Consider the following 26,446-nt stretch of genomic DNA (forward strand, 5'->3'; position numbering starts at 1 on the left):
ATGAGTAAAAAGAGAATTTACGAATATGCGAAAGAAGTAAATGTTAAAAGTAAAGAGATTATAGATGAGTTAAAGAAAATGGACGTTGAAGTATCCAATCACATGCAAGCATTAGAAGATGACCAAATTAAGATGCTTAATAAAAAGTTCAAATCATCAAAAAATGAAGAAAATAAAAAACAAAACACTCAAAATAATCACCAAAAACAGCAAAATAAAAAAGATAATAATCAAAACAAATCTAATTCAAAGCAGAAAAATAATAAAAATAGCAAAAATAATAAAAATAGCAAAAACAATAAAAACAACAAAAATAATAAAAAAGGTAAGAATAACAAACCTGCTGCTGAACCCAAAGAAATGCCTTCAAAAATCACGTACGAGGAAGGTATTACAGTAGGAGAACTTGCTGATAAATTAAATATCGAATCATCTGGCATTATTAAGAAATTATTCTTATTAGGTATTGTTGCAAATATTAACCAATCATTAGATGAAGAAACGTTAGAACTTATCGCAGATGATTATGGTGTTGAAATTGAAAAAGAAGTTGTTGTTAACGAAGAAGACTTAACAACTTATTTTGATGATGAAGAAGACGATCCAGATGCAATTGAAAGACCTGCAGTTGTAACAATTATGGGACACGTTGATCATGGTAAAACAACATTACTAGACTCAATTAGAAATACAAAAGTAACAGCAGGAGAAGCAGGAGGTATTACGCAACACATCGGTGCATACCAAATAGAAAATAGCGGTAAAAAAATCACTTTCTTAGATACACCTGGACATGCAGCTTTCACAACAATGCGTGCGCGTGGTGCTCAAGTAACAGATATCACTATTTTAGTAGTAGCAGCAGATGACGGTGTTATGCCTCAAACAATTGAAGCAATTAATCATGCTAAAGAAGCGGATGTACCAACAATTGTTGCAGTAAACAAAGTTGATAAACCAACTGCAAATCCAGATCGTGTGATGCAAGAGTTAACTGAATATGGTTTAATCCCAGAAGATTGGGGTGGTGACACAATCTTTGTACCACTTTCTGCATTAAATGGTGATGGTATTGATGACTTACTAGAAATGATTGGTTTAGTAGCTGAAGTTCAAGAGTTAAAAGCTAATCCTGATAAGCAAGCAGTAGGTACTGTTATTGAAGCAGAATTAGATAAATCACGTGGGCCAGCAGCTTCATTATTAGTTCAAAATGGCACATTACATGTAGGTGACTCAATTGTAGTTGGTAACACATATGGACGTGTAAGAGCTATGGTAAATGATTTGGGTCAAAGAATTAAAACAGCTGGACCTTCTACACCGGTTGAAATTACTGGTATTAACGATGTACCTCAAGCAGGTGATCGCTTCGTTATTTTCAAAGATGAGAAACAAGCACGTCGTATTGGTGAAGCACGTCATGAAGCTAGTGTCATTCAACAACGTCAAGAAAGTAAAAATGTTTCATTAGATAATTTATTCGAACAAATGAAACAAGGAGAAATGAAAGACCTTAATGTCATTATTAAAGGTGACGTACAAGGTTCTGTAGAAGCTTTAGCTGCATCTCTTATGAAAATTGATGTCGAAGGCGTAAATGTTCGTATTATTCATACTGCTGTAGGAGCAATCAATGAATCAGACATTACATTAGCTAATGCCTCAAATGGTATTATTGTTGGATTTAACGTACGTCCTGATGCAGGCGCAAAACGTGCAGCGGAAGCTGAAAATGTTGATATGCGTCTTCATAGAGTCATCTATAATGTTATTGAGGAAATTGAATCAGCAATGAAAGGTTTATTAGATCCTGAATTTGAAGAACAAGTCATCGGACAAGCCGAAGTACGTCAAACATTCAAAGTTTCTAAAGTTGGAACAATTGCTGGTAGTTACGTAACTGAAGGTAAAATTACTCGTAATGCAGGTGTACGTGTCATTCGCGATGGCATCGTTCAATTCGAAGGTGAACTTGATACATTGAAACGTTTTAAAGACGATGCTAAAGAAGTATCCCAAGGTTACGAATGTGGTATCACAATTGCAAACTTTAATGATATTAAAGAAGGCGACATTATTGAAGCATTCGAAATGGTAGAAATTGAAAGATAATTCATTGGTAAAGAGCTGAAGTGTGTATTATATAAATAGACACTTTAGCCTTCTTTTCTAATCAAATGTTAAATAATAAAGAGGTGACATATCCATGAGTAATATGAGAGCTGAACGTGTTGGCGAACAAATGAAAAAAGAAGTTATGGATATCATTAATAATAAAGTTAAAGATCCAAGAGTAGGGTTTATTACTATTACTGACGTAGAATTAACAAATGATTTGTCACAAGCCAAAGTTTTTTTAACAGTGCTTGGCAATAAAAAAGAAGTTGAGGATACGTTTAAAGCTCTAGAAAAAGCAAAAGGATTCATTAAATCTGAGCTAGGTTCAAGAATGCGATTACGTATAGTACCAGAGTTATCTTTTGAATATGATGAATCAATTGAATATGGTAATAAAATTGAAAAAATGATTCAAGATTTACACAAACAAGATAAATAATATTTATCATTGTTGTTATGAAGTGACATCTAATCAAATAACTTCTCAAAAAGAAGTTTAGTTGTAACATAAAATGGGGGTAGGACGATAACATTTTACATGAATTCAGTCCTACTCCTTTTTATATTATTAATACTGATAAAATATTAATAAGAAGTTAAATCATTTAATAATACATAATGGAAAATAAGTAAACTAAAGGGTGTGAAAAAAATGTACAACGGTATATTACCAGTATATAAAGAACGTGGTTTAACCAGTCATGATGTTGTATTTAAACTTAGAAACATCTTAAAAACAAAAAAAATAGGTCATACAGGGACATTAGATCCTGAAGTTTCTGGCGTACTACCTATCTGTATAGGTGCAGCAACAAAAGTAAGTGACTATGTTATGGATATGGGAAAATCCTATCAAGCAACTATTACATTAGGTGAAAGTACGACAACGGAAGATCAAACTGGAGAAGTAATAGAAAAAATAAATATACAAGCGAATATGATTACTTCTAAAGAAATTGATTATGCTTTAGAAGAATTTAAAGGAATAATAGAACAAATTCCTCCAATGTACTCCTCTGTAAAAGTAGATGGAAAAAAATTATATGAATATGCTAGAAAAGGAGAAACAGTTGAACGCCCAAAACGATACGTCAAAATTGATGAAATTAAACGTATATCTGATTTAACATTTAAAGAACAAACATGTCATTTTGACATAAGTGTAACGTGTGGAAAAGGCACCTATATCAGAACGTTAGCAACAGATATTGGCAAAGCTTTAGGCTATCCTGCACATATGTCGTTGTTAACGCGGATAAATTCGGGAGGATTCAACCTTAATGAAAGCTTACCACTTGAAAAAATTTCTGAATTACATGAGCATGAAACATTACAACACTATCTATTTCCTATAGAATATGGTTTGAAAAGTTTACAACATATAGTCATTGATGATGACAACTTAAAGTACAGAATCTTAAATGGTCAAAAACTCCAAAAAAAAGATTTTACTATATCATTAGAAAAGCAATTTGTGTTTATCGATAAAACAAGTAAAAAAGCATTAGCCATTTATGAGCATCATCCTGACAAAATTAACGAAATAAAACCTAAAAAAGTATTTAATTAAAGGAGCCTTTGATTGATATGAAAGTTATAGAAATAACGCATCCAATTCAAGATGAACAACTCATAAAAGAAGATGTTGCAATGGCATTTGGCTTTTTTGACGGAATGCATCGTGGTCATAGTAAAGTATTTGAAGCATTAGATATAAAAGCCAGAGAAAAAGATTTAAAAAAAGCAGTAACAACATTTGATCCGCATCCATCTGTTGTATTAAATCCCGAACGTAAACGTACAGATTATTTAACGCCACTATCTGATAAATTAGAAATGATAGAACAGCATGACATTGATTATTGTATTGTGATCAATTTCTCATCACGCTTTGCAAACGTTACAGCTGAAGAGTTCATCAAAGAATATATTATTAATAATCATGTTAAAGAAGTTGTTGCGGGATTTGATTTTACATTCGGTAAATTTGGTAAAGGAAATATGGCCGTTTTAAATGAAATGGATGAATTTAATACTACAATTGTCGGTAAATTAGATTTAGATTCTGAAAAAATTTCAACAACATCAATTAGACAAGAGCTACATGAAGGTAATCTGAAAAAATCTAATGAGGAATTAGGTTATTTATATCGCATCAAAGGCACAGTTGTTCAAGGAGAAAAAAGAGGTCGAACAATCGGTTTTCCAACAGCTAATGTACAACCTAGCGATGATTATGTGCTTCCTAAAAAAGGTGTGTATGCTGTGAGTATTGAAATAGGTGTCGAACACAAAATATATCGCGGGGTAGCTAATGTAGGTGTTAAGCCAACCTTCCACGATCCATCTAAAGCAGAAGTTGTTATAGAAGTTAATATTTTTGATTTTGAAGAAAATATATATGGTGAACGTGTGACCGTATATTGGCATCATTATTTAAGACCAGAAGTAAAATTTGATGGTATAGATGCTCTTGTAAGTCAAATGAATGATGATAAGGAACGAGCAAAATATCTTTTAGCAGTTGATTTTGGTGATGATGTATCGTATAATATCTAAAGTTGAGTGTTTTAACAACTCATTACTATTGAATCCTTTATCTTGGCAGGTTGAAACTCCGACGCCTCGCTCAGATTAAGGTGTAAACAAAAATTAGGAGGAATTTAATTATGGCTATTACTCAAGAACGTAAAAATGAAATTATTAACGAATATCGTGTACATGAAACAGATACTGGTTCACCAGAAGTACAAATTGCTGTTTTAACTGCAGAAATTACTGCATTAAACGAACACTTACGTGAACACAAAAAAGATCATCATTCACGTCGTGGGTTATTAAAAATGGTAGGTCGTCGTAGACACTTATTAAATTACTTACGTAGTAAAGATATTCAACGTTACCGTGAATTAATTAAATCATTAGGTATTCGTCGTTAATTTTAATTTTAAATATATTAAAAGGAAAGCACCACTTAGATTGGTACTTTCCTTTTTTTATCTTTTTATATCAAACACTAATATAAAATTTTAATAATAAATGATATGATGTAAGTATTAGATTTCAGAGAGGAGATTCATAATGTCTCAAGAAAAGAAAGTGTTTAAAACTGAATGGGCTGGAAGATCATTAACGATTGAGACAGGTCAATTAGCGAAACAAGCTAATGGTGCAGTTTTAGTCCGTTATGGAGATACAGTTGTATTATCTACTGCTGTAGCTTCTAAAGAGCCACGTGATGGCGACTTTTTCCCATTAACAGTTAACTATGAAGAAAAAATGTATGCGGCTGGTAAAATTCCAGGCGGATTCAAAAAACGTGAAGGTCGTCCTGGAGATGAAGCGACACTTACTGCACGTTTAATTGATAGACCTATTAGACCGTTATTCCCTAAAGGTTATCGACATGACGTTCAAATTATGAATACCGTATTAAGTGCGGATCCAGATTGTTCACCGGAAATGGCAGCAATGATTGGATCATCAATGGCATTGAGCGTATCAGATATTCCTTTCCAAGGGCCAATTGCTGGTGTAAATGTGGGATATATTGAAGGCCAATACGTGATTAACCCAACACTGGAACAAAAAGAAGTTTCTCGTTTAGATTTAGAAGTTGCTGGTCATAAAGATGCCGTAAATATGGTTGAAGCAGGTGCGAGTGAAATTACAGAAAAAGAAATGCTCGAAGCGATTTTCTTCGGTCATGAAGAAATAAAACGCTTAGTTGCTTTCCAAGAAGAAGTTGTTGAACATATTCAACCTGTAAAAAAAGAGTTTATTCCTGTTGAACGTGATGAAGAATTAGTACAACGAGTAAAATCATTAACTGAAGAAAAAGGGTTAAAAGAAACTGTATTAACGTTTGATAAACAACAACGTGATGAAAATTTAGATGCACTTAAAGCAGAAATCGCTACTGAATTTGTAGATGAAGCTGATCCAGAAAATGAGTTACTCATAGATGAAGTATATGCGATTTTAAATGATTTAGTAAAAGAAGAAGTTCGTCGATTAATTGCAGATGAAAAAATTAGACCTGATGGCCGTAAACCAAACGAAATTCGTCCACTTGAATCAGAAGTTGGTTTATTACCACGTGCACATGGTTCTGGCTTGTTTACACGCGGACAAACTCAAGCTTTATCTGTACTTACACTAGGAGCTTTAGGAGATTATCAACTTATTGATGGATTAGGACCTGAAGTTGAAAAACGTTTTATGCATCACTATAATTTCCCTAATTTCTCAGTAGGTGAAACGGGTCCAGTAAGAGCACCAGGTCGTCGTGAAATTGGTCATGGTGCACTAGGTGAAAGAGCGCTTAGATATATCATTCCTGATACTACAGAGTTCCCTTACACAATTCGTATTGTGAGTGAAGTATTAGAATCAAATGGCTCATCTTCACAAGCTTCAATTTGTGGATCGACATTAGCGTTAATGGATGCTGGCGTACCTATTAAAGCTCCAGTAGCTGGCATTGCAATGGGGCTTGTTACGCGTGAAGACAGCTATACCATTCTAACTGATATTCAAGGTATGGAAGATGCCTTAGGTGATATGGACTTCAAAGTTGCTGGGACTAAAGATGGTATTACTGCAATTCAAATGGATATTAAAATTGACGGTTTAACGCGTGAAGTGATTGAAGAAGCTCTTGAACAAGCTCGTCAAGGCCGTTTAGCGATTATGGATCATATGTTACAAACTATCGATCAACCACGTAGTGAATTAAGTGCATATGCTCCTAAAGTAGAAATTATGCATATCAAACCTGAAAAAATCCGTGATGTAATTGGTCCAGGTGGTAAAAAAATTAATGAGATTATTGATGAAACTGGCGTTAAGTTAGATATTGAACAAGATGGTACTATCTTTATTGGCGCCGTTGATCAAGATATGATAAATAGAGCTCGAGAAATTATTAATGAAATTACACGCGAAGCTGAAGTTGGTCAAGTATATAATGCAAAAGTTAAACGTATTGAGAAATATGGTGCCTTTGTAGAATTATTCCCTGGTAAAGATGCATTATTACACATTTCTCAAATTTCTAAAGATAGAATAAATAAAGTTGAAGACGTTCTGAAAATTGGTGATACGATTGAAGTTAAAATTACGGAAATTGATAAACAAGGTCGTGTAAATGCCTCTCATAAAGTTTTAGATGAATAAATGATTGAAGTAAAGTAAGGTTGGGACATATTGAAGTCCTAACCTTATTTATATATAAAGAGATAAAGAATGATTTCATAAAAGTAGATATGTATTTTAGTGAAGGTCTTTTATCCCTTATTTACAACACACTTTAATAGTGTACATCCTCCGTAAATTAAATTATAATAAATTATGAGTTTATATGGACGGGAATTAATTATAGGAGGTAACATTTTGAGTTTAGTAAAGAAAAAGAATAACGATATTCGCATTATTCCACTTGGTGGTGTAGGCGAAATCGCTAAAAATATGTATATCGTCGAAGTAGACGATGAGATGTTTATGTTAGATGCAGGATTAATGTTTCCTGAAGATGAGATGTTAGGAGTAGATATTGTTATTCCTGATATCCAATATGTGGTAGAAAACAAAGATAAATTAAAAGGTATATTTTTAAGTCATGGCCATGAACATGCAATTGGAGCAGTGAGTTATATTTTAGAGCAAGTTGATGCACCCATTTATGGGTCAAAGCTTACTTTAGCTTTAGTTAAAGAAAGTATTAAAAAAAGAAATCTAAAGAAAAAAGTGCGATATTATACTGTAACTCATGATTCAGTGATGAGATTTAAAAATGTCAATATTACTTTCTTTAATACATCACATAGCATCCCAGATAGTTTAGGGATTTGTATCCACACATCATACGGTTCAATAGTATATACAGGTGAATTTAAATTTGATCAAAGTTTACAAGGACATTATGCTCCTGATATGAAACGTATGGCTGAAATTGGAGAAGAAGGTGTTTTTGCTTTAATTAGTGATTCAACAGAAGCAGAAAAACCTGGTTATAACACGCCAGAAAATGTTATAGAATCGCATATTTATGATGCTTTTGCTAAAGTAAAAGGTCGTTTAATTGTTTCATGTTATGCATCGAATTTTATTAGAATTCAACAAGTATTAAATGTTGCAAGTAAATTAAACCGTAAAGTATCTTTCTTAGGTAAATCTCTTGAAAGTTCATTTAATATTGCGCGAAAAATGGGATATTTTGATATTCCTAAAGATTTATTACTTCCAATCAATGAAGTTGAAAACTATCCTAAAAATGAAGTGGTTATTATAGCAACAGGTATGGAAGGCGAACCTATTGAAGCATTAAGTCAAATGGCTCAACATAAACATAAGATTTTAAATATTGAAGAAGGCGATTCAGTTTACTTAGCTATCACTGCTTCAGCAAATATGGAAGTGATTATAGCAAATACGTTAAATGAACTTGTTCGAGCAGGCGCACATATTATTCCAAATAATAAAAAAATTCATGCATCTAGTCATGGTTGTATGGAAGAATTGAAAATGATGATTAATATTATGAAACCTGAATACTTTATTCCTGTTCAAGGTGAATTTAAAATGCAAATTGCTCATGCAAAATTAGCAAATGAAGCAGGTGTTGCACCTGAAAAAATTTTCCTTGTTGAAAAAGGTGACGTGATTCACTTTGATGGCTCACACATGGTTTTAAATGAAAAAGTAAACTCAGGTAATATTCTTATCGATGGTATAGGTGTAGGAGACGTTGGAAATATTGTGTTAAGAGATCGTCATCTTCTTGCCGAAGATGGTATCTTTATTGCAGTAGTAACATTAGACCCTAAAAATAGACGTATAGCTGCTGGACCTGAAATTCAATCACGTGGATTTGTTTACGTACGTGAAAGTGAAGAGCTAATGAAAGAAGCGGAAGATAAAGTTCGAGAAATTGTGGAAGCTGGACTACAAGAAAAACGTATTGAGTGGTCTGAAATTAAACAAAATATGCGCGACCAAATTAGTAAGCTATTATTCGAAAGTACAAAACGTCGCCCAATGATTATTCCAGTTATTTCTGAAATTTAAAAGATATACATTTAATAAAGAGGTCGGGACAATATCACTTTTATAAAATAATTAAAAATATAAACTTCTATCATTCTTATTTATAGATATAATGATGTATTAAAATGAAGGTACGTAACAGATGAGTCATTTAACTTAACTCTTACATTGAGATCTATAATTTAAAAGATGGTTTATCTAATTTATTTTTTAATTATTTTAAAATGGGCTTGAGAGTCTATGTGATACACATTGTCTCAACCTCTTTCATACTTTTAACTCTAATACATAACTTACATTTTTTTATATTTTTGAAAATGTCATTTTTATAATTAAAAATAAAAGAAGGTGTAACATTTGCCACGAACTAAGAAAAAAACCACGGCTAGAAAAACAAATTCAAAGACAAAAACGAAAGCACGTCAAACTAAAAAGAAAAAGCAAAAAAAAACAGATAGTTCTATAAGATTTATTGTTGCTATTATTATTGTGATTATATCTGTTTTAGGAATGTTTCAATTAGGTCTTGTTGGTAGAATGATTGATAGTTTTTTCAATTATTTATTTGGCTCAAGTCGTTATCTTACATATATTTTAGTAAGTCTAATTACTATTTATATTGCAATGCAAAGACATTTTCCCAAAACACGTCGTACATTCGGACTCATTTTATTACAATTTGTATTACTTATCGTATCTCAACTTATGTATTACTTTTCTAAAGGACAAGTTGCGAAAAGAGAACCGGTGTTATCTTACGTCTATAAGTCTTATGAACATACCCATTTTCCAAATTTCGGTGGAGGCATTATAGGTTTTTATTTATTAAAACTATTTGTACCTTTAATCTCTATTGCTGGGATCATCATAGTGACTTTGATGTTACTGACATCAAGTATTATTCTATTACTAAAATTACATCATAGAGATGTAGCGAGAAATACAATTGATCATTTCAAACGTTCTACACAGAATGCCTCATCTACTTTAAAAGAAAAAAGAGAAGCAAATAAGATTAGAAGAGAAGAACGATTACGTGAAAAAGAAGAACAGCGTCAAGCGTTAGCACAACAAAGAGAATTAGAAGAACAACAAAGAGAAAATGAAGTTATTAAGGATGTGAGTGACTTCCCAGAAGTGAAACAACAACCTGAAGATATACCTATATATAGTCATCATGCATCAACGAATGAAGAACAAATACGACCTAAACGTAAGAAACGTCAATTTGACATAGACATTCAGGATAAAGAATCTTCTCATAGCTCTCCATCACCTTCTATGAAAAAGGATAAAACAACACATACATCAAATGATAACGATACGAGTAATAGTTCAATTACAGAAGCGGGAGAAGTCGGAAATGTAGCATATCATATTCCTCCGTTATCATTACTTAAACAACCATCAAAGCAAACAACAACTTCAAGAGCTGAAGTGCAACGTAAAGGTCAAATATTAGAATCAACCATGAAAAACTTCGGAGTTAATGCTAAAGTAACTCAAATCAAAATTGGTCCAGCAGTCACTCAATATGAAGTTCAACCTGCCCAAGGTGTTAAAGTAAATAAAATTGTTAATTTGCATAATGATATTGCTCTAGCACTTGCTGCGAAAGACATTCGTATTGAAGCGCCTATACCTGGACGTTCAGCTGTAGGTATTGAGGTTCCAAATGATAAAATTTCTTTAGTTACACTAAAGGAAGTTTTAGAATCTAAGTTTCCAGCAAAAAATAAATTGGAAGTGGGTCTAGGGCGTGATATTTCTGGAGAACCAATGACCATTGAATTGAATGAAACACCTCATCTATTAGTGGCTGGTTCTACAGGCAGTGGTAAATCAGTATGCATTAATGGTATTATTACGAGTATTTTATTAAATGCTAAGCCACACGAAGTAAAATTAATGTTAATTGATCCTAAAATGGTAGAATTAAATGTATATAATGGTGTTCCCCATTTATTAATACCAGTTGTAACAAATCCTCATAAAGCTTCACAGGCATTAGAAAAAATTGTGGCTGAAATGGAACGTCGTTATGATTTATTCCAACATTCGTCTACAAGAAATATTGAAGGATACAACCAATTTATCAGACGACAAAATGAAGAACTTGATGAGAAGCAATCAGAACTTCCTTATATTGTTGTCATTGTTGATGAATTAGCAGATTTAATGATGGTGGCAGGTAAAGAAGTTGAAAATGCAATACAGCGTATTACACAAATGGCTCGTGCAGCGGGTATTCATTTAATTGTAGCAACTCAACGTCCTTCTGTGGATGTTATTACAGGTATTATTAAAAATAATATCCCTTCAAGAATTGCTTTTGCTGTAAGTTCACAAACAGACTCTAGAACAATCATAGGTTCTGGGGGAGCAGAAAAGTTATTAGGTAAAGGTGACATGCTTTATGTTGGTAATGGCGAATCTACGCAGACACGTGTTCAAGGTGCATTTTTAAGTGATCAAGAAGTACAAGAAGTTGTGAATTATGTAGTTGAACAACAAAAAGCAAATTATGTAAAAGAAATGGAACCTGACGCTCCTGTAGATAAATCAGAAATGAAAAGTGAAGATGCTTTATATGATGATGCATACGCTTTTGTAATTGAGAAACAAAAAGCAAGTACGTCGCTGCTACAAAGACAATTTAGAATCGGATATAATCGTGCATCAAGATTAATGGATGATTTAGAACGAAATAATGTTATTGGCCCACAAAAAGGCAGTAAACCAAGACAAGTTTTAATAGATTTTGAGAATGAAGAGGTGTGAGTATGACGGAATTAAACTCAGTTTTTAGAGTTAAAGAATATATTTTTAATAAAATAAAAGATCATTCTTTAAAACCTGGCGATAAACTTCCTAGCAATTTATCTATTGCTAGAGAAGTTAACGTTAAAACAGATGATGTCTATGAAGCAATTGGAGAACTTATTACAGAACAAGTTTTGACTGATAATTTTGAAGAAGGAACAAGTATAAAGGCTCTTCGTCCCTTTTACTATCCTTTAAATAAATTATTTAGTATTAGTGAAATGATTAAAAAAGCGGGATATGAAGCAAGTACAGAATATTTGAGTTTAGAACAACAACCCGCTTCTTTACTAGATGCAAAAATGTTAGATATTGAAGATAAACAGCCTATAAAAATTATTGAAAGACTACGTACTGCCAATCATCATCCAGTTATTTATTGTTTAGATAAAATTGCTGAACATCACTTAACTTGTACAGAATATCAAGAAAGTGATGGATCAATGCTTAACGCAATTGAACTTAATACGGGTCATAAGGTAGCTTCTGCTGAAACTGAAATTGAAGCCGTCAGCTATGAACCTCATATTTCTAGTATATTAAATGTGGAACCGCATGAGGGACTAATGTTATTAAAGGTTGTACATTACGATGAAATGGGTAAACCTATTTTATACTCATTAAATTATATAAAAAGCAGCTTAGTGAAGTTTAAATTAACACGTACAAAAATTTAATAACAGTTAAAGGAGCGATCGATTATTTTGAAACAACATACTAATCGTCAAATACATATTGATATTCTTCCAACTGAGAAATTTAAAACAACTATGATTACAATTAAATTTATGGCACCACTTGATTACGAAACGATTACTGATCGTTCATTACTAAGTAAAGTATTGGTTCGTGCTACAAAAAAATGGCCAACAGATAAAGATTTTAATAAACAATTATCAGAGCTTTACGGCGCCTATATTAATAGCTTTGTTTCTAAGTTTAAGGATAAACATGTTATTACTATTTCTTTAGAAATTGTAAATGAACGTTATCTTAAAGATAATACACCATTATTTGAAAAAGGTTTGAATTTATTAAAAGAAGTCATCATGAATCCACTTATTGAGAATAATTCATTCAATCCTATATTTGTTACTCAAGAAAAATCATTATTACATAAAAAAATAGAAGCAATGATTGACAATAAGGCGCAATATTCATTTATTAATTTATTAAAATATATGTTCAAAAATGAAGCTTATCGATATTTAGCTATAGGGCAAATAGAAAATATTGAGCATATTACAAATGAAAGTTTGTATGATACATATAAATCTATGATAAATAATGATATGTGTTCAGTATATGTAGTGGGAAATGTAAATGAAAAAGAAGTTAAATCACTTATAGAAAACTCATTTAATCTTGGCTCGGCTACGATTGACTTTCAACATAATTTAAATACCGACTATACTTCTCAATCTGTCGAAACGATAATTGAAGAGGACACAGTTGATCAAGCTAAATTAAATTTAGGTTATCGCTTTCCAACTCATTATGGCAATGAAGATTACTATGCACTTGTCGTATTAAATACTATGTTTGGTGGCGACCCTTCCTCAGTATTATTTAATGAAGTACGTGAAAAACAAAGTTTAGCTTATTCTATTCATTCACAATTGGATGGGAAAAATGGCTATTTGTTTGTATTAAGTGGCGTAGCTGTTGATAAATATGACATTGCAAAAAATACAATTATTGCAGAATTTGAAAAATTTAAAGTTGGAGATTTCTCTGAAGAAAAATTAGCATTAGCTAAAAAAATCATCATTTCACAACGACAAGAAATTGCAGATAGACCTAAAGGTATTATTGAAGTCATGCAAAATCAATTACTTTTAAATCAGCCTCAATCGGATAAAGAATATATGGAATTAATTAATAAAGTGACTAAAGAAGATGTCGTTAAAATGGCAAATCAAGCCTATTTAGATACGATATACGTGTTAACGAAAGGAGGACAATTATAGTGCAAGAACAATATTATAAATTAATTGATGAGCGTGTTTATAAACATGAGTTAAATAATGGATTACGCTTATTTGTGATTCCTAAAAAAGGATTTCAAAAAACATATGTAACCTATACAACTCAATTTGGTTCATTAGATAATACATTTAAACCATATAACAAAGAACAATATGTGACTGTACCAGATGGAGTAGCACATTTTTTAGAACATAAGTTATTTGAAAAAGACGATGATGAAGATTTATTTACTGCATTTGCCAATGATAATGCTCAAGTCAATGCATTTACGAGTTTTGATCGAACAAGTTATTTGTTTAGTGCAACAGATCAAGTTGAACGTAATATTCTACGTTTGCTTGATATGGTGGAAACCCCTTATTTTTCAAAAGAGACAGTAGACAAAGAAAAGGGAATTATTGCTGAAGAAATTAAAATGTATCAAGAGCAACCAGGATATAAAATCATGTTTAATACATTACGTGCAATGTATCATCATCATCCAATTAAAGTAGATATTGCAGGTAGTGTTGAAAGTATTTATAGTATCACTAAAGATGATTTATACTTTTGTTATGAAACATTTTATCATCCATCAAATATGGTATTATTTGTCGTAGGAGATGTGGATCCTGAACGTATTTGTAACGTTATTGAAGAACATGAAAATCGTCGTCATAAAACAAGTCAACCTCCTATCCAAAGAGGGGAGATAAAAGAACCAAGTGAAGTGGTTCAATCATTTGTATCTGAAAAAATGAAATTACAGTCTCCGCGTTTAATGTTAGGCTTTAAAAATGAACCTTTGGATGAAATACCTGAGAAATATGTTCAAAGAGATTTAGAAATGACTTTATTTTTTGAATTAGTCTTTGGTGAAGAAACAGATTTCTATCAATCTCTTCTTAATGATGATTTAATTGATGATTCATTTGGATATCAATTTGTTCTTGAACCCACTTATAGTTTCTCAATCATTACAAGTGCTACTCATAAGCCAAATCAATTAAAAGATAGGCTACTTAATGAATTAAAGAAATATAGAGGTCATTTAAAAGATTCTGAAGCGTTTGAATTATTGAAAAAGCAGTTTATTGGTGAATTTATCTCCAGTTTGAATTCCCCAGAATATATTGCAAATCAATATGCAAAATTGTATTTTGAGGGTGTAAGTGTATTTGATATGCTAGACATTGTGGAAAATATTACATTAGACAGTATTAATGAAACTGCTAAACAATATCTAAATATTGATCATCTTGTTGATAGTCGCTTGGAGATAGATTAAATATGAAAGCATTAGTATTTGGTGGTTCAGGTAGTATTGGTAGTGCCATTGTAGATCGTTTATTAAAAGAAGGATATGACGTTATACTTCAATATTATCAATCTGATATCTCATCTTTGGAAAAGAAGTATAAAGGTAAAGCGGTAGAATTCATTCAAATGGATTTGACTCAAGATATTAATTTAAATGATATATTTAGTCGTATAAACCATTTAGACTGTTTAATTTATAGTAGTGGTACGTCATTATATGGGATGTTACAAGATATGAAAGATAAAGATATAGATGAATCCTATCATATTCATGTCAAACAGTTAATTCGATGCTGTCGATATTTCATTGATATATTACGAAAAAGTTCAAATGGTAGAATTATCGTTATATCTTCAATTTGGGGCGAAACGGGAGCAAGTATGGAAACCGTTTATTCTGCGATGAAGAGTGCTCAGATTGGATTTGTAAAGGCCCTCAGTCAAGAATTAGCATTGACGAATGTCACTGTGAATGCTGTAGCTCCTGGATTTGTTTCAGGACGTATGGCTAAAGCATTTAGTGATGAAGAAAAAGCAGTTATTTTATCTGAACTACCACAACAAAGAATGATAGCTCCACAAGAAGTCGCACATGTGTGCGCTTATTTATGGCATCCTAATGCTAAGAGTATTACAGGAACAGTTCAAAAAGTTAATGGTGGCTGGTATATTTAAATAGTGTTCTAAAGTTTAAATACAGATTTGATGATTCGTTTTTTATAATCAATGATATAATAAATGTAATTACATAAGGAGAATATATTGAATTGTATTTAAACAAGGGGCGAATTAAATGACTATTGCTAAAAAAAAGGAATGGTATTTAGAATACGAAATTATTGTTAATCGACCTGGACTTTTAGGTGATGTATCCAGTTTACTTGGTATGTTAGGTATTAGTATTGTCACTATAAATGGTGTTGATCAAGGACGCCGTGGATTACTCATTAAGACAGATAGTCTTGAAAAAGTCACACGTTTTGAAAATATCATTCATGAATTAAAAGAAATAGAAATAACGAAGTTAAGAATTCCAGAACTACGCGATCGTTTAGCAGTGCGTCATGGTCGTTATATTGAACAAGATGCAGATGACAAAAAAACATTTCGTTTTGAACGTGAAGACTTGGGTTTACTTGTCGACTTTTTAGCAGAATTATTTAAAGAAAATGGTCATAAGTTAATAGGTATTAGAGGTATGCCACGTGTTGGAAAGACAGAATCAATTGTTGCTGGTAGTGTCTGTGCACATAAGAGATGGTTATTTATAAGTTCAACATTAATCAAACAGACAGTTCGTAGCTCTCTTATAAAAGGTGAATATGATGCTAATCACGTTTATATTATTGATGGCGCGGTAACTGCTAGAGAAACAAATCCTAAACATCAACAGTTAGTTGAAGAAGTGATGACATTACCATCAATAAAAGTTGTTGAGCATCCAGACTTATTTATAGAAACAAGTCAATATAGCATTGAAGATTTTGATTATATTATCGAACTACGTGAACATGTGCATCAAAAAATTGAATATGATCATATGAAACAACAAGTTAAACAACAAGCAATCAAAAGCAAAAATACATTAGACTTTAGAGAAGATGTGTTTGGTGGTGGCTTTGGTTTTTTTGAGTAATGAGGGTGGAGGTGTCAAAAGTGAAAACAATTGGTGAAGCCTTAAAAGGTAGAAGAGAAAGATTAGGAATGACATTAACAGAACTAGAACAACGTACACAATTAAAACGTGAAACGTTACAATATATTGAAGAGAATAAATTTGATAAACTTGCCAAAGTGGACTACGCTGAAGGTTTTATTAGACGTTATGCAAGTGTAGTGAATATGGATGTCAATCAACTCATTAACGTTCATCATGAAGAAATTCCTATTCAACACAATCAACTCGATACACTTTTACATCATTATCGGCATAACGAAGTGCCTAAATATCGAACTAAAAGTAAAGAACCTATTCAATTATTGATTATGATTAGTATTGTTGTAATTATTACTTTTATTGTATGGATATTAGCAGTATTATTAATATAATTTACATATAAATTAAGAAATGAGGTATTAAAATGAATATACCTAACCAGATTACAGTTTTTAGAGTGATTTTGATTCCAGTATTTATATTATTTGCTCTAGTAAACTTTGGTTTTGGAAGTGTATCTGTATTAGGTGGATATGAAATAAGAATAGAGCAACTTATTGCTGCTATTATTTTTATTGTAGCTTCTTTAAGTGATTTTTTAGATGGTTATTTAGCTAGAAAATGGCAACTTGTGACAAATATGGGCAAATTTTTAGATCCATTAGCGGATAAATTATTAGTTTCTAGTGCTCTTATTGTTATGGTACAATTAGGATTAACTAATTCAGTTGTAGCGATTATTATCATTGCTCGTGAGTTTGCGGTTACAGGTTTACGTTTACTTCAAATTGAACAAGGATTTGTGAGTGCAGCAGGTCAATTAGGTAAAATTAAAACTGCTGTTACAATGGTAGCAATTATTTGGATTCTACTGGGTGATTTATTCGCAAACTGGATTGGATTCCAATTAGGTCAAGTGTTATTATACATTGGCGTATTCTTTACAATATTATCAGGAATTGAATATTTCTATAAAGGTAGAGATGTGTTTAAGCAATAAAAATTATAATCAAATAAAGTAAAAATGTAATAAGGAGCCTGAGACATAATTAAACGTCTCAGGTATTTTTAATATGTCATCTTCATCTCATTCTTTTGAGTTATTTTTTAGAATGTAGAATCGATTAAGTATAAAATATAAATTAAGATTACATAAGGGAGAGGGAAAGATGAATATATCTATCATAGCAGTAGGTTCAGAATTACTATTAGGTCAAATAGCAAATACAAATGGCCAATATTTATCAAAACTTTTTAATCAAATTGGAAAGAATGTAGTTGAACATACAGTAATTGGTGATAATCCTGACCGATTAGAATTTATTATTAAAGAAGGGTTGAAAAGATTTGATACATTAGTACTAACTGGTGGATTGGGACCAACTAAAGATGATTTAACTAAACATACAGTAGCAAAAGTATTAAACAAAAATCTAGTACTTGACGAAGATGCATTAAATTATATTGAAGATTTTTTTAAAGAACAAGATCAAGAAATGACACTTAACAATAAGCGACAAGCACTTGTGGTAGAAGGAGCAAAAGTATTAAAAAATCATTATGGTATGGCTCCGGGGATGTTTATTAAAATTAATGATAAAAAAGTAATTATGTTACCTGGTCCACCAAGCGAAATGCAACCTATGGCTAAAAATGAATTGCTTCCATTACTTATAGATAATGACAATACTATTTTTTCAGAACAACTTAGATTTGCAGGAATTGGGGAATCAAAAATTGAAACAGAACTCATGGATTTAATTGAAAAACAAACTAATCCTACAATAGCTCCGTTAGCAGGGAAACATGAAGTATACATTAGATTAACAGCAAATGCTTCTACACAAAGCGAATGTAAAACATTGATTCAGCCTATAAAAGAGGAAATACTTGCAAGAATTGGTCAATTTTACTATGGCTCAGATGACATATTATTAGAACAATCTGTAATGGAACAAATGAATTCAACAGTAAGTATATATGATGGGGTAACTGATGGAGCAATTTATACTCGTTTAAAACGCTTTGATAAACAAAATATATTAAAAGGAATGTTACCTGATAATGATATATTTTTAAATCATCTGTCAAATATTGAAATGCAATTAAGAGAGGCTTCATCATATGTGAAAGATTTATATAAAACTGAAATGGGTATAGCTATATTACATGAAAATGAGAATGTTTATCTAGCAATGAATACAAAAGATAATTTTAAAATGACTACGTTTAAAATGGCACAATCAAGAAATCTACTTCATAACAGAAGTCAAAATTATGTATTAATAAGATTATTAAATTGGCACTAAAATGCATTTAAATTGAAAAATAGTTATACTTTAGGGTACATTTGTTCGATTTTGTGTTTTGCGTTCTTTTTTATACGAACAAATATTCGCAAAATGCTTGTGTCTGAATAGATTTAAGAGTATAATATTAAATAGATAACTATCTCATATAGGAGGTTTCGCTTTGGATAATGATCGTCAAAAAGCTTTAGATACAGTTATAAAAAATATGGAAAAATCCTTTGGTAAGGGTGCAGTAATGAAATTAGGCGATAATAAAGGTCGTCGTGTATCTAGTGTATCAAGTGGTTCAGTTACTTTAGATAATGCTCTAGGTGTAGGAGGTTATCCTAAAGGAAGAATTATTGAAATATACGGTCCTGAAAGTTCTGGTAAAACAACAGTAGCACTTCATGCTATTGCTGAAGTGCAAAAAAACGGAGGGGTCGCTGCGTTTATCGATGCTGAACATGCACTTGATCCGGTATATGCTGAAGCATTAGGTGTCGATATAGATAATCTATATCTTTCTCAACCTGACCATGGTGAACAAGGTTTAGAAATTGCAGAAGCTTTCGTAAGAAGTGGAGCGGTTGATATTGTCGTTGTAGACTCGGTTGCTGCTTTAACTCCTAAAGCTGAAATTGAAGGTGAAATGGGAGATACGCATGTTGGTCTTCAAGCACGTCTAATGTCTCAAGCTTTACGTAAACTTTCTGGTGCAATTTCAAAATCAAATACTACAGCTATTTTTATTAACCAAATCCGTGAAAAAGTTGGTGTAATGTTTGGTAACCCAGAAACTACACCAGGTGGTAGAGCATTAAAATTTTATAGTTCAGTGCGTTTAGAAGTACGTCGTGCAGAACAATTAAAACAAGGTCAAGATATTGTAGGTAACAGAACTAAAATTAAAGTTGTTAAAAATAAAGTAGCACCACCATTTAGAATTGCTGAAGTAGACATCATGTATGGTCAAGGTATTTCAAAAGAGGGCGAATTAATCGACTTAGGTGTAGAAAATGATATTGTTGATAAGTCTGGTGCTTGGTACTCATATAATGGTGAGAGAATGGGTCAAGGTAAAGAAAATGTTAAAACATATCTTAAAGAAAACCCTCAAATTAAAGATGAAATCGATCGTAAATTACGTGAAAAACTAGGTATTTTTGATGGTGATGTTGAAGAAAGTGAAGATAAATCATCAGAAACATTATTTGATGAAGAATAATATCTAATTCTTAATGCTTTGATTAAAATTATGTTGTGTGAGAGTGAATAATGAATTCAAAATGAGTTCAGTGTCACTCTCTTTCTTTTATAAGTATATGCGATGAAATTTCATATCTTGACACTGATGAGTACATAAACGTACAATTAATATGTATATTATTTATACAATTTATAAAAAATCATTGAGATTTTAATATACAAGCAAATACCTAGAAAAAGGAGGTGTTTATGTGAATTTATTAGACCTCCTACTCATTTTGCTGGGGATCATTCTAGGGGTTGTTGTAGGGTATTTTTTAGCCCGAAATATATTACATCAAAAGCAAATTCAAGCTAGACAAACTGCTAATGATATTATCAAACAAGGACAAAAAGAAGCAGATAATATCAAAAAAGAAAAATTATTAGAGGCAAAAGAAGAAAATCAAATTATTAGAGAACAAGTTGAAACAGAACTACGTGAAAGACGTAGTGAGCTTCAAAGACAAGAAGCCCGAATTCTTCAAAAAGAGGAAAATTTAGATCGTAAATCAGAATTATTAGATAAAAAAGACGAGATTTTAGATCAAAAAGAATCCAAAATTGAAGAAAGACAACAACAAGTAGATGCAAAAGAGAGTAGTGTTCAGACGTTAATAATGAAGCATGAACAAGAATTAGAACGCATCTCCGGTCTCACTCAAGAAGAAGCAGTTAATGAGCAACTTCATAGAGTAGAAGAAGAACTGTCACAAGATATTGCAGTACTTGTTAAGGAAAAGGAAAGAGAAGCTAAAGAAAAAGTTAATAAAACAGCCAAAGAATTATTAGCTACTACTGTACAAAGATTAGCTGCTGATCATACAACGGAATCAACTGTTTCAGTAGTTAATTTACCAAATGATGAGATGAAAGGTCGAATTATTGGTAGAGAAGGTAGAAACATTCGTACTTTAGAAACGTTAACAGGTATCGACTTGATTATTGATGATACTCCTGAAGCAGTGATTTTATCTGGATTTGATCCAATTAGACGTGAAATCGCTAGAACTGCATTAGTGAATTTAGTATCTGATGGTAGAATCCATCCAGGTCGTATCGAAGAAATGGTAGACAAGGCTAGAAAAGAAGTGGATGATATCATTAGAGATGCAGGAGAACAAGCAACATTTGAAATTAATGTTCATAATATGCATCCAGATTTAGTGAAAATTTTAGGTCGTCTAAACTACAGAACAAGTTATGGTCAAAATGTCTTAAAACATTCTATGGAAGTCGCACATCTTTCTGGAATGTTAGCTGCTGAATTAGGCGAAGATGTTAGTTTAGCAAAAAGAGCTGGTTTACTACATGATGTAGGTAAAGCAATTGATCATGAAGTTGAAGGTAGCCATGTGGAAATTGGTGTTGAATTAGCTAAGAAATACGGTGAAGTTGAAACAGTAATTAATGCGATTCATTCACATCATGGGGACGTTGAACCAACATCAATTATTTCAATTTTAGTAGCAGCTGCAGATGCATTATCAGCAGCACGTCCAGGAGCACGTAAAGAAACACTTGAAAATTATATTCGTAGATTAGAACGCTTAGAAACACTTTCAGAAAGTTATGAAGGTGTTGAAAAAGCATTCGCAATTCAAGCTGGTAGAGAGATTAGAGTTATTGTTTCTCCTGAAGAAATAGATGATTTAAAATCTTATCGATTAGCTAGAGATATAAAAAATCAAATTGAAGAAGAATTACAATATCCAGGACATATTAAAGTGACAGTTGTTAGGGAGACTAGAGTAGTAGAGTATGCGAAGTAATCTTTAAAAATTAAATAGGGGCTCATTGATTACTAAAAAGGGGATTAGGACAGAATTCATTTTGAATTCGTCGTTTTATCTCGGTACCAAGGATTAGTGTTGAGAAAGTTTGATACAAGTGAAGTTTCAATTCACTTATCCACTGCCAATATGTTAAAGAGCCTGAGACATCATGAGTTGTCTCAGGCTCTTTTTTTATTTAAGTTGTAAATCTGTTTTTTTGACTTCAGAAAGAATTTCAGCAGTATCATAACAATTTGTAGCAATATTAGAATATCTTTCTGCTAAACGATAGGCATTAACATATAATTCTAAGCTTTCTTTAGCCATATCTTCTGCATCTTCTGATTTGGATGGGTTTGCTTTTACAACTAGTTCTGCAAATTTTTCTGGATCGATATTAATTGACATTAAATTATACAACTCCTAAATGTTTATAATATTATAATAACATATGCTGTATACATGCTAAAGTTAAGACTCTACAATTTAAAAAATTATAAAACTCTCTCTTTAATTATATAGTTATTTCAATTAAACTATATTGTGAGAGGATGAACATGAATGCGAATTTTATTTATTGGAGATATTGTAGGAAAAATAGGTAGAAACGCAATTGCTGAATATCTACCTAAATTAAAGCAAGCTTATAGACCTACACTGAGTATTGTTAATGCAGAAAATGCTGCTCATGGAAAAGGTTTAACTGAGAAATTATATAAACAATTGCTTAGAGATGGCGTGGATTTTATGACAATGGGGAATCATACATATGGTCAAAGAGAAATTTATGACTTTATCGATGATGCTAAAAGAATGATAAGACCTGCTAATTTTCCAAATGAAGCGCCAGGTATTGGGATGCGTTTTATTCAGGTGAATGATATTAAAGTCGCTATTATTAACTTGCAAGGACGATCATTTATGCAAGATATTGATGATCCATTTAAAAAGGCAGATCAATTAATAGAAGAAGCTAAAAAAGAAACAAATTATATTTTTGTAGATTTTCATGCAGAAACGACTTCAGAGAAAAATGCAATGGGTTGGTATTTAGATGGAAGAGTGAGTGTTGTTGTAGGAACACATACTCATATTCAAACCTCAGATGAACGTATTTTACCTAACGGTACAGGTTATATTACAGATGTTGGTATGACTGGTTATTATGATGGAATACTAGGGATTAATCGTGATGAAGTTATTAAGCGTTTTATTACAAGTTTACCACAACGTCATGTAGTGCCTGATAATGGTAGAAGTGTACTTTCAGGTGTTATTATAGACTTAGATAAAGATGGAAAAACAAAATATATAGAACGTATTTTAATCAATGAGGATCATCCTTTTGATAAATAGTTTATAGTCCATTAGTATGAATTTAAATAAAAGCCACTGTTGACATAGTAAGACGGTGGTTATTTTTGTTATGATTTAGTATGAATTAATTCCACAGGAGGCTAATGATATGAAACCACAAATATCATGGAAAGTGGGCGGACAACAAGGTGAAGGTATTGAGTCAACTGGAGAAATATTTGCTACTGCAATGAATCGAAAAGGTTATTATTTATATGGATATCGACATTTCTCAAGCCGAATTAAAGGCGGTCATACAAATAATAAAATAAGAGTCTCAACTTCTCCAGTTCATGCAATTAGTGATGATTTAGATATTTTAGTTGCATTTGATCAAGAGACAATTGAATTAAATCATCATGAAATGAGAGAAGATAGTATTATTATTGCAGATGCTAAAGCTAAACCTTCTAAACCAGATGATTGTCGTGCTCAACTTATTGAATTACCATTAACATTAACGGCTAAAGAATTAGGAACGGCACTAATGAAGAATATGGTAGCAGTAGGTGCTACTTGTGCTGTAATGAATTTAGATACAACAACGTTTGAAACGTTAATAACAAATATGTTTGCCAAGAAAGGGCAAAAAGTAGTTGAAATGAATGTTGAAGCACTTCATCGAGGCTATGAGTTAATGAAAGATAAACTAGATACAATAAATGGAGACTATCTTTTAGAAGATAGTGAGGGAACTCCACATTTATACATGATTGGTAACGATGCTATTGGATTAGGTGCAATTTCAGCTGGTTCAAGATTTATGGCAGCCTATCCAATTACACCTGCTTCAGAAATCATGGAGTATATGATTGCGAATGTTCCTAAAGTAGGAGGAACAGTGGTACAAACTGAAGATGAAATTGCTGCAGCAAATATGGCAATTGGTGCTAATTATGCAGGAGTGAGAGCATTTACTGCAAGTGCAGGACCAGGTTTATCTTTAATGATGGAAGCCATTGGTTTGTCAGGAATGACGGAAACACCATTAGTCATCGTTAATACACAACGTGGAGGTCCTTCAACTGGATTACCTACAAAACAAGAACAATCAGATTTAATGCAAATGATATACGGCACGCATGGTGATATACCTAAGATTGTAGTAGCACCAACTGATGCTGAAGATGCGTTTTATTTAACTATGGAAGCTTTTAATTTAGCTGAAGAATATCAATGCCCAGTTATCGTATTAAGTGATTTGCAACTGTCATTAGGTAAACAAACAGTAAAACAACTTGATTATAATAGAATTCAAATTAAACGTGGAGAAATTATTCAATCAGATATTGTACGCGATAAAGATGATAAATCATACTTTAAACGTTACGCACTTACATCATCTGGAGTGTCACAACGCCCAATTCCTGGTGTTAAAGGTGGCATTCACCATGTTACTGGTGTTGAGCATAACCAAGAAGGTAAGCCAAGTGAAGCTGCTGACAATAGACGTGAACAAATGGAAAAACGTATGAGTAAAACTGCGAACTTACTTATTGAAAAACCTGTGCATTATAATGAAAAGCATGAGAAAGCAGATATTTTATATATCGGATTTATTTCAAGTAAAGGTGCAATTGAAGAAGGAAGTAAAAGATTAAATAATATTGGAATTAAAGTCAATACGATGCAAATTCGTCAACTTCATCCATTACCAAAAGATATTATCCAACAAGCTATTGATAAAGCTTCAAAAGTCATAGTAGCTGAGCACAATTATCAAGGACAATTATCAAATATCTTAAAAATGAATACAGTTATACAAGACAAATTAGTGAATCAAACTAAATACGATGGTACACCTTTCTTACCACATGAAATAGAAAGAAAAGGACTTTCAGTAGTTAAAGATATGAAGGAGATGATGTAATTGGCTACATTTAAAGATTTTAGAAATAATGTGAAGCCAAACTGGTGCCCAGGATGTGGAGACTTCTCAGTACAAGCTGCCATTCAGAAAGCCGCAGCAAATATAGGATTAGAACCTGAAGAAGTAGCATTAATTACAGGAATTGGTTGTTCTGGCCGTTTGTCAGGTTATATTAACTCATATGGAGTACATGGTATTCACGGTCGTGCGTTACCTCTTGCACAGGGAGTGAAAATGGCTAATAAAGACCTAACAGTCATTGCTTCAGGTGGTGACGGTGATGGTTATGCTATTGGTATGGGTCATACCATTCATGCATTACGCCGTAATATGAATATGACTTATATTGTTATGGATAATCAAATTTATGGTCTAACTAAAGGTCAAACTTCTCCATCTTCTGCGGTTGGTTTTGTAACTAAATCAACTCCAAAAGGAAATATAGAAAAAAATGTTGCGCCGTTAGAATTAGCACTATCGTCAGGTGCTACATTTGTAGCGCAAGGTTTTTCAAGTGATATTAAAGCACTGACAAAATTAATTGAAGATGCAATTAAGCATGATGGTTTCTCATTTGTTAATGTATTCTCTCCATGTGTAACATATAATAAAGTGAACACATATGATTGGTTTAAAGAACACTTAACTAGTATAGAAGAGATTGAAAATTATGATCCAACTGATAAACAATTAGCAATGAAAACTGTATTGGAACATGAATCATTGGTTAAAGGCATTGTGTATCAAGATACAACAACACCTTCATATGAATCACAAATTGAAGAATTAAATGAAAGTGCATTAGCTAAAAGAGATATCCATCTTTCTGAAAAAGACTTTAATGACCTAACTGCTCAATTTATATAAAAATTAAAAAAAACATTCTTGAAAGTATGGCACTGAACCCTTAAAATGGGAACTTAATAAAAACACTATGTTCTAGGCTGCTAATTCTCTGTATTTTACAGGG

General features: G+C 32.0%; 21 protein-coding genes and 1 pseudogene. 21 read left to right on the top strand and 1 reads right to left on the bottom strand.

Annotated elements, in window-relative coordinates:
• The 18 genes and pseudogenes from infB (at window position 1) to rny (ending at window position 22,247) form a co-directional block, all read left to right on the top strand.
• Complete coding sequence (gene infB / locus AC2FB1_RS06980; RefSeq protein WP_490674545.1) at window positions 1-2,115, top strand: translation initiation factor IF-2; 2,115 nt, start codon at window positions 1-3, stop codon at window positions 2,113-2,115.
• 94 nt (window positions 2,116-2,209) lie between these two features.
• On the top strand, window positions 2,210-2,560 hold the full coding sequence (gene rbfA, locus AC2FB1_RS06985; protein ID WP_490674546.1) for a 30S ribosome-binding factor RbfA: 351 nt from the start codon (window positions 2,210-2,212) through the stop codon (window positions 2,558-2,560).
• Between the two features lie 213 nt (window positions 2,561-2,773).
• Window positions 2,774-3,691, top strand: a complete 918-nt coding sequence (gene truB / locus AC2FB1_RS06990; RefSeq protein WP_490674547.1) for a tRNA pseudouridine(55) synthase TruB — start codon at window positions 2,774-2,776, stop codon at window positions 3,689-3,691.
• 17 nt (window positions 3,692-3,708) lie between these two features.
• On the top strand, window positions 3,709-4,680 hold the full coding sequence (gene ribF, locus AC2FB1_RS06995) for a riboflavin biosynthesis protein RibF (protein WP_490674548.1): 972 nt from the start codon (window positions 3,709-3,711) through the stop codon (window positions 4,678-4,680).
• A gap of 110 nt (window positions 4,681-4,790) precedes the next feature.
• Window positions 4,791-5,060, top strand: coding sequence for a 30S ribosomal protein S15 (gene rpsO / locus AC2FB1_RS07000; protein ID WP_490674549.1), 270 nt, complete (start codon window positions 4,791-4,793; stop codon window positions 5,058-5,060).
• Between the two features lie 142 nt (window positions 5,061-5,202).
• Entirely contained in the window at window positions 5,203-7,299 is a 2,097-nt protein-coding gene (gene pnp / locus AC2FB1_RS07005; RefSeq protein ID WP_490674550.1) for a polyribonucleotide nucleotidyltransferase, read from the top strand.
• Between the two features lie 216 nt (window positions 7,300-7,515).
• Window positions 7,516-9,189, top strand: a complete 1,674-nt coding sequence (gene rnjB / locus AC2FB1_RS07010; RefSeq protein WP_490674551.1) for a ribonuclease J2 — start codon at window positions 7,516-7,518, stop codon at window positions 9,187-9,189.
• A 450-nt stretch (window positions 9,190-9,639) separates the two neighbouring features.
• A pseudogene (locus tag AC2FB1_RS07015) lies at window positions 9,640-11,949 on the top strand (DNA translocase FtsK); the annotation flags it as partial.
• A 2-nt stretch (window positions 11,950-11,951) separates the two neighbouring features.
• Entirely contained in the window at window positions 11,952-12,668 is a 717-nt protein-coding gene (locus AC2FB1_RS07020; protein ID WP_490674552.1) for a GntR family transcriptional regulator, read from the top strand.
• Window positions 12,669-12,761: 93 nt separating this feature from the next.
• A complete protein-coding gene (gene yfmF / locus AC2FB1_RS07025) occupies window positions 12,762-13,961 on the top strand; it encodes an EF-P 5-aminopentanol modification-associated protein YfmF (RefSeq protein ID WP_490674566.1) in 1,200 nt (399 codons plus the stop codon).
• Window positions 13,961-15,247: an EF-P 5-aminopentanol modification-associated protein YfmH gene (gene yfmH, locus AC2FB1_RS07030; RefSeq protein WP_490674553.1), complete on the top strand. Its 1,287-nt coding sequence runs from the start codon at window positions 13,961-13,963 to the stop codon at window positions 15,245-15,247. Before yfmF ends, yfmH begins: the two co-directional genes overlap by 1 nt.
• Before the next feature lie 2 nt (window positions 15,248-15,249).
• Window positions 15,250-15,954, top strand: coding sequence for an elongation factor P 5-aminopentanone reductase (gene ymfI, locus AC2FB1_RS07035; protein WP_490674554.1), 705 nt, complete (start codon window positions 15,250-15,252; stop codon window positions 15,952-15,954).
• A 118-nt stretch (window positions 15,955-16,072) separates the two neighbouring features.
• Window positions 16,073-16,915, top strand: a complete 843-nt coding sequence (locus AC2FB1_RS07040) for a YmfK family protein (protein WP_490674555.1) — start codon at window positions 16,073-16,075, stop codon at window positions 16,913-16,915.
• Window positions 16,916-16,935: 20 nt separating this feature from the next.
• Complete coding sequence (locus tag AC2FB1_RS07045; protein ID WP_490674556.1) at window positions 16,936-17,328, top strand: helix-turn-helix domain-containing protein; 393 nt, start codon at window positions 16,936-16,938, stop codon at window positions 17,326-17,328.
• 32 nt (window positions 17,329-17,360) lie between these two features.
• Window positions 17,361-17,936 (top strand): CDP-diacylglycerol--glycerol-3-phosphate 3-phosphatidyltransferase, encoded by a 576-nt coding sequence (gene pgsA / locus AC2FB1_RS07050; RefSeq protein ID WP_490674557.1) that lies wholly within the window; start codon window positions 17,361-17,363, stop codon window positions 17,934-17,936.
• A gap of 169 nt (window positions 17,937-18,105) precedes the next feature.
• Window positions 18,106-19,245 carry a CinA family nicotinamide mononucleotide deamidase-related protein gene (locus AC2FB1_RS07055; protein ID WP_490674558.1) on the top strand — a complete coding sequence of 380 codons (1,140 nt, stop codon included), beginning with the start codon at window positions 18,106-18,108 and terminating at the stop codon, window positions 19,243-19,245.
• Window positions 19,246-19,408: 163 nt separating this feature from the next.
• Entirely contained in the window at window positions 19,409-20,455 is a 1,047-nt protein-coding gene (gene recA / locus AC2FB1_RS07060) for a recombinase RecA (RefSeq protein ID WP_490674559.1), read from the top strand.
• Between the two features lie 232 nt (window positions 20,456-20,687).
• Window positions 20,688-22,247, top strand: coding sequence for a ribonuclease Y (rny, locus tag AC2FB1_RS07065; protein WP_490674560.1), 1,560 nt, complete (start codon window positions 20,688-20,690; stop codon window positions 22,245-22,247).
• A gap of 195 nt (window positions 22,248-22,442) precedes the next feature.
• On the opposite strand, the gene AC2FB1_RS07070 is transcribed toward rny, so the two are convergent.
• Entirely contained in the window at window positions 22,443-22,658 is a 216-nt protein-coding gene (locus tag AC2FB1_RS07070; protein ID WP_490674561.1) for a hypothetical protein, read from the bottom strand.
• Window positions 22,659-22,811: 153 nt separating this feature from the next.
• Between AC2FB1_RS07070 and AC2FB1_RS07075 the strand changes: the two genes are divergently transcribed.
• From AC2FB1_RS07075 to AC2FB1_RS07085, 3 genes are all read left to right on the top strand, one after another.
• Window positions 22,812-23,606 (top strand): TIGR00282 family metallophosphoesterase, encoded by a 795-nt coding sequence (locus tag AC2FB1_RS07075; protein WP_490674562.1) that lies wholly within the window; start codon window positions 22,812-22,814, stop codon window positions 23,604-23,606.
• A gap of 109 nt (window positions 23,607-23,715) precedes the next feature.
• Window positions 23,716-25,476 (top strand): 2-oxoacid:acceptor oxidoreductase subunit alpha, encoded by a 1,761-nt coding sequence (locus tag AC2FB1_RS07080; RefSeq protein ID WP_490674563.1) that lies wholly within the window; start codon window positions 23,716-23,718, stop codon window positions 25,474-25,476.
• Window positions 25,477-26,343 (top strand): 2-oxoacid:ferredoxin oxidoreductase subunit beta, encoded by an 867-nt coding sequence (locus tag AC2FB1_RS07085; protein WP_490674564.1) that lies wholly within the window; start codon window positions 25,477-25,479, stop codon window positions 26,341-26,343.
• Window positions 26,344-26,446 lie beyond the last annotated feature (103 nt).

The sequence above is a fragment of the Staphylococcus sp. CoH_129_LAB_1 genome (genome assembly GCF_058191515.1).

Coding starts and splice junctions, on each gene's coding strand:
- AC2FB1_RS07075 (WP_490674562.1), top strand. CDS start 22,812: ATGCGAATTTTATTTATTGGAGATATTGTAGGAAAAATAGGTAGAAAC.
- pnp (WP_490674550.1), top strand. CDS start 5,203: ATGTCTCAAGAAAAGAAAGTGTTTAAAACTGAATGGGCTGGAAGATCA.
- AC2FB1_RS07080 (WP_490674563.1), top strand. CDS start 23,716: ATGAAACCACAAATATCATGGAAAGTGGGCGGACAACAAGGTGAAGGT.
- truB (WP_490674547.1), top strand. CDS start 2,774: ATGTACAACGGTATATTACCAGTATATAAAGAACGTGGTTTAACCAGT.
- rpsO (WP_490674549.1), top strand. CDS start 4,791: ATGGCTATTACTCAAGAACGTAAAAATGAAATTATTAACGAATATCGT.
- infB (WP_490674545.1), top strand. CDS start 1: ATGAGTAAAAAGAGAATTTACGAATATGCGAAAGAAGTAAATGTTAAA.
- AC2FB1_RS07040 (WP_490674555.1), top strand. CDS start 16,073: ATGACTATTGCTAAAAAAAAGGAATGGTATTTAGAATACGAAATTATT.
- rbfA (WP_490674546.1), top strand. CDS start 2,210: ATGAGTAATATGAGAGCTGAACGTGTTGGCGAACAAATGAAAAAAGAA.
- yfmF (WP_490674566.1), top strand. CDS start 12,762: ATGATTACAATTAAATTTATGGCACCACTTGATTACGAAACGATTACT.
- AC2FB1_RS07070 (WP_490674561.1), bottom strand. CDS start 22,658: ATGTCAATTAATATCGATCCAGAAAAATTTGCAGAACTAGTTGTAAAA.
- pgsA (WP_490674557.1), top strand. CDS start 17,361: ATGAATATACCTAACCAGATTACAGTTTTTAGAGTGATTTTGATTCCA.
- ribF (WP_490674548.1), top strand. CDS start 3,709: ATGAAAGTTATAGAAATAACGCATCCAATTCAAGATGAACAACTCATA.
- AC2FB1_RS07055 (WP_490674558.1), top strand. CDS start 18,106: ATGAATATATCTATCATAGCAGTAGGTTCAGAATTACTATTAGGTCAA.
- AC2FB1_RS07020 (WP_490674552.1), top strand. CDS start 11,952: ATGACGGAATTAAACTCAGTTTTTAGAGTTAAAGAATATATTTTTAAT.
- ymfI (WP_490674554.1), top strand. CDS start 15,250: ATGAAAGCATTAGTATTTGGTGGTTCAGGTAGTATTGGTAGTGCCATT.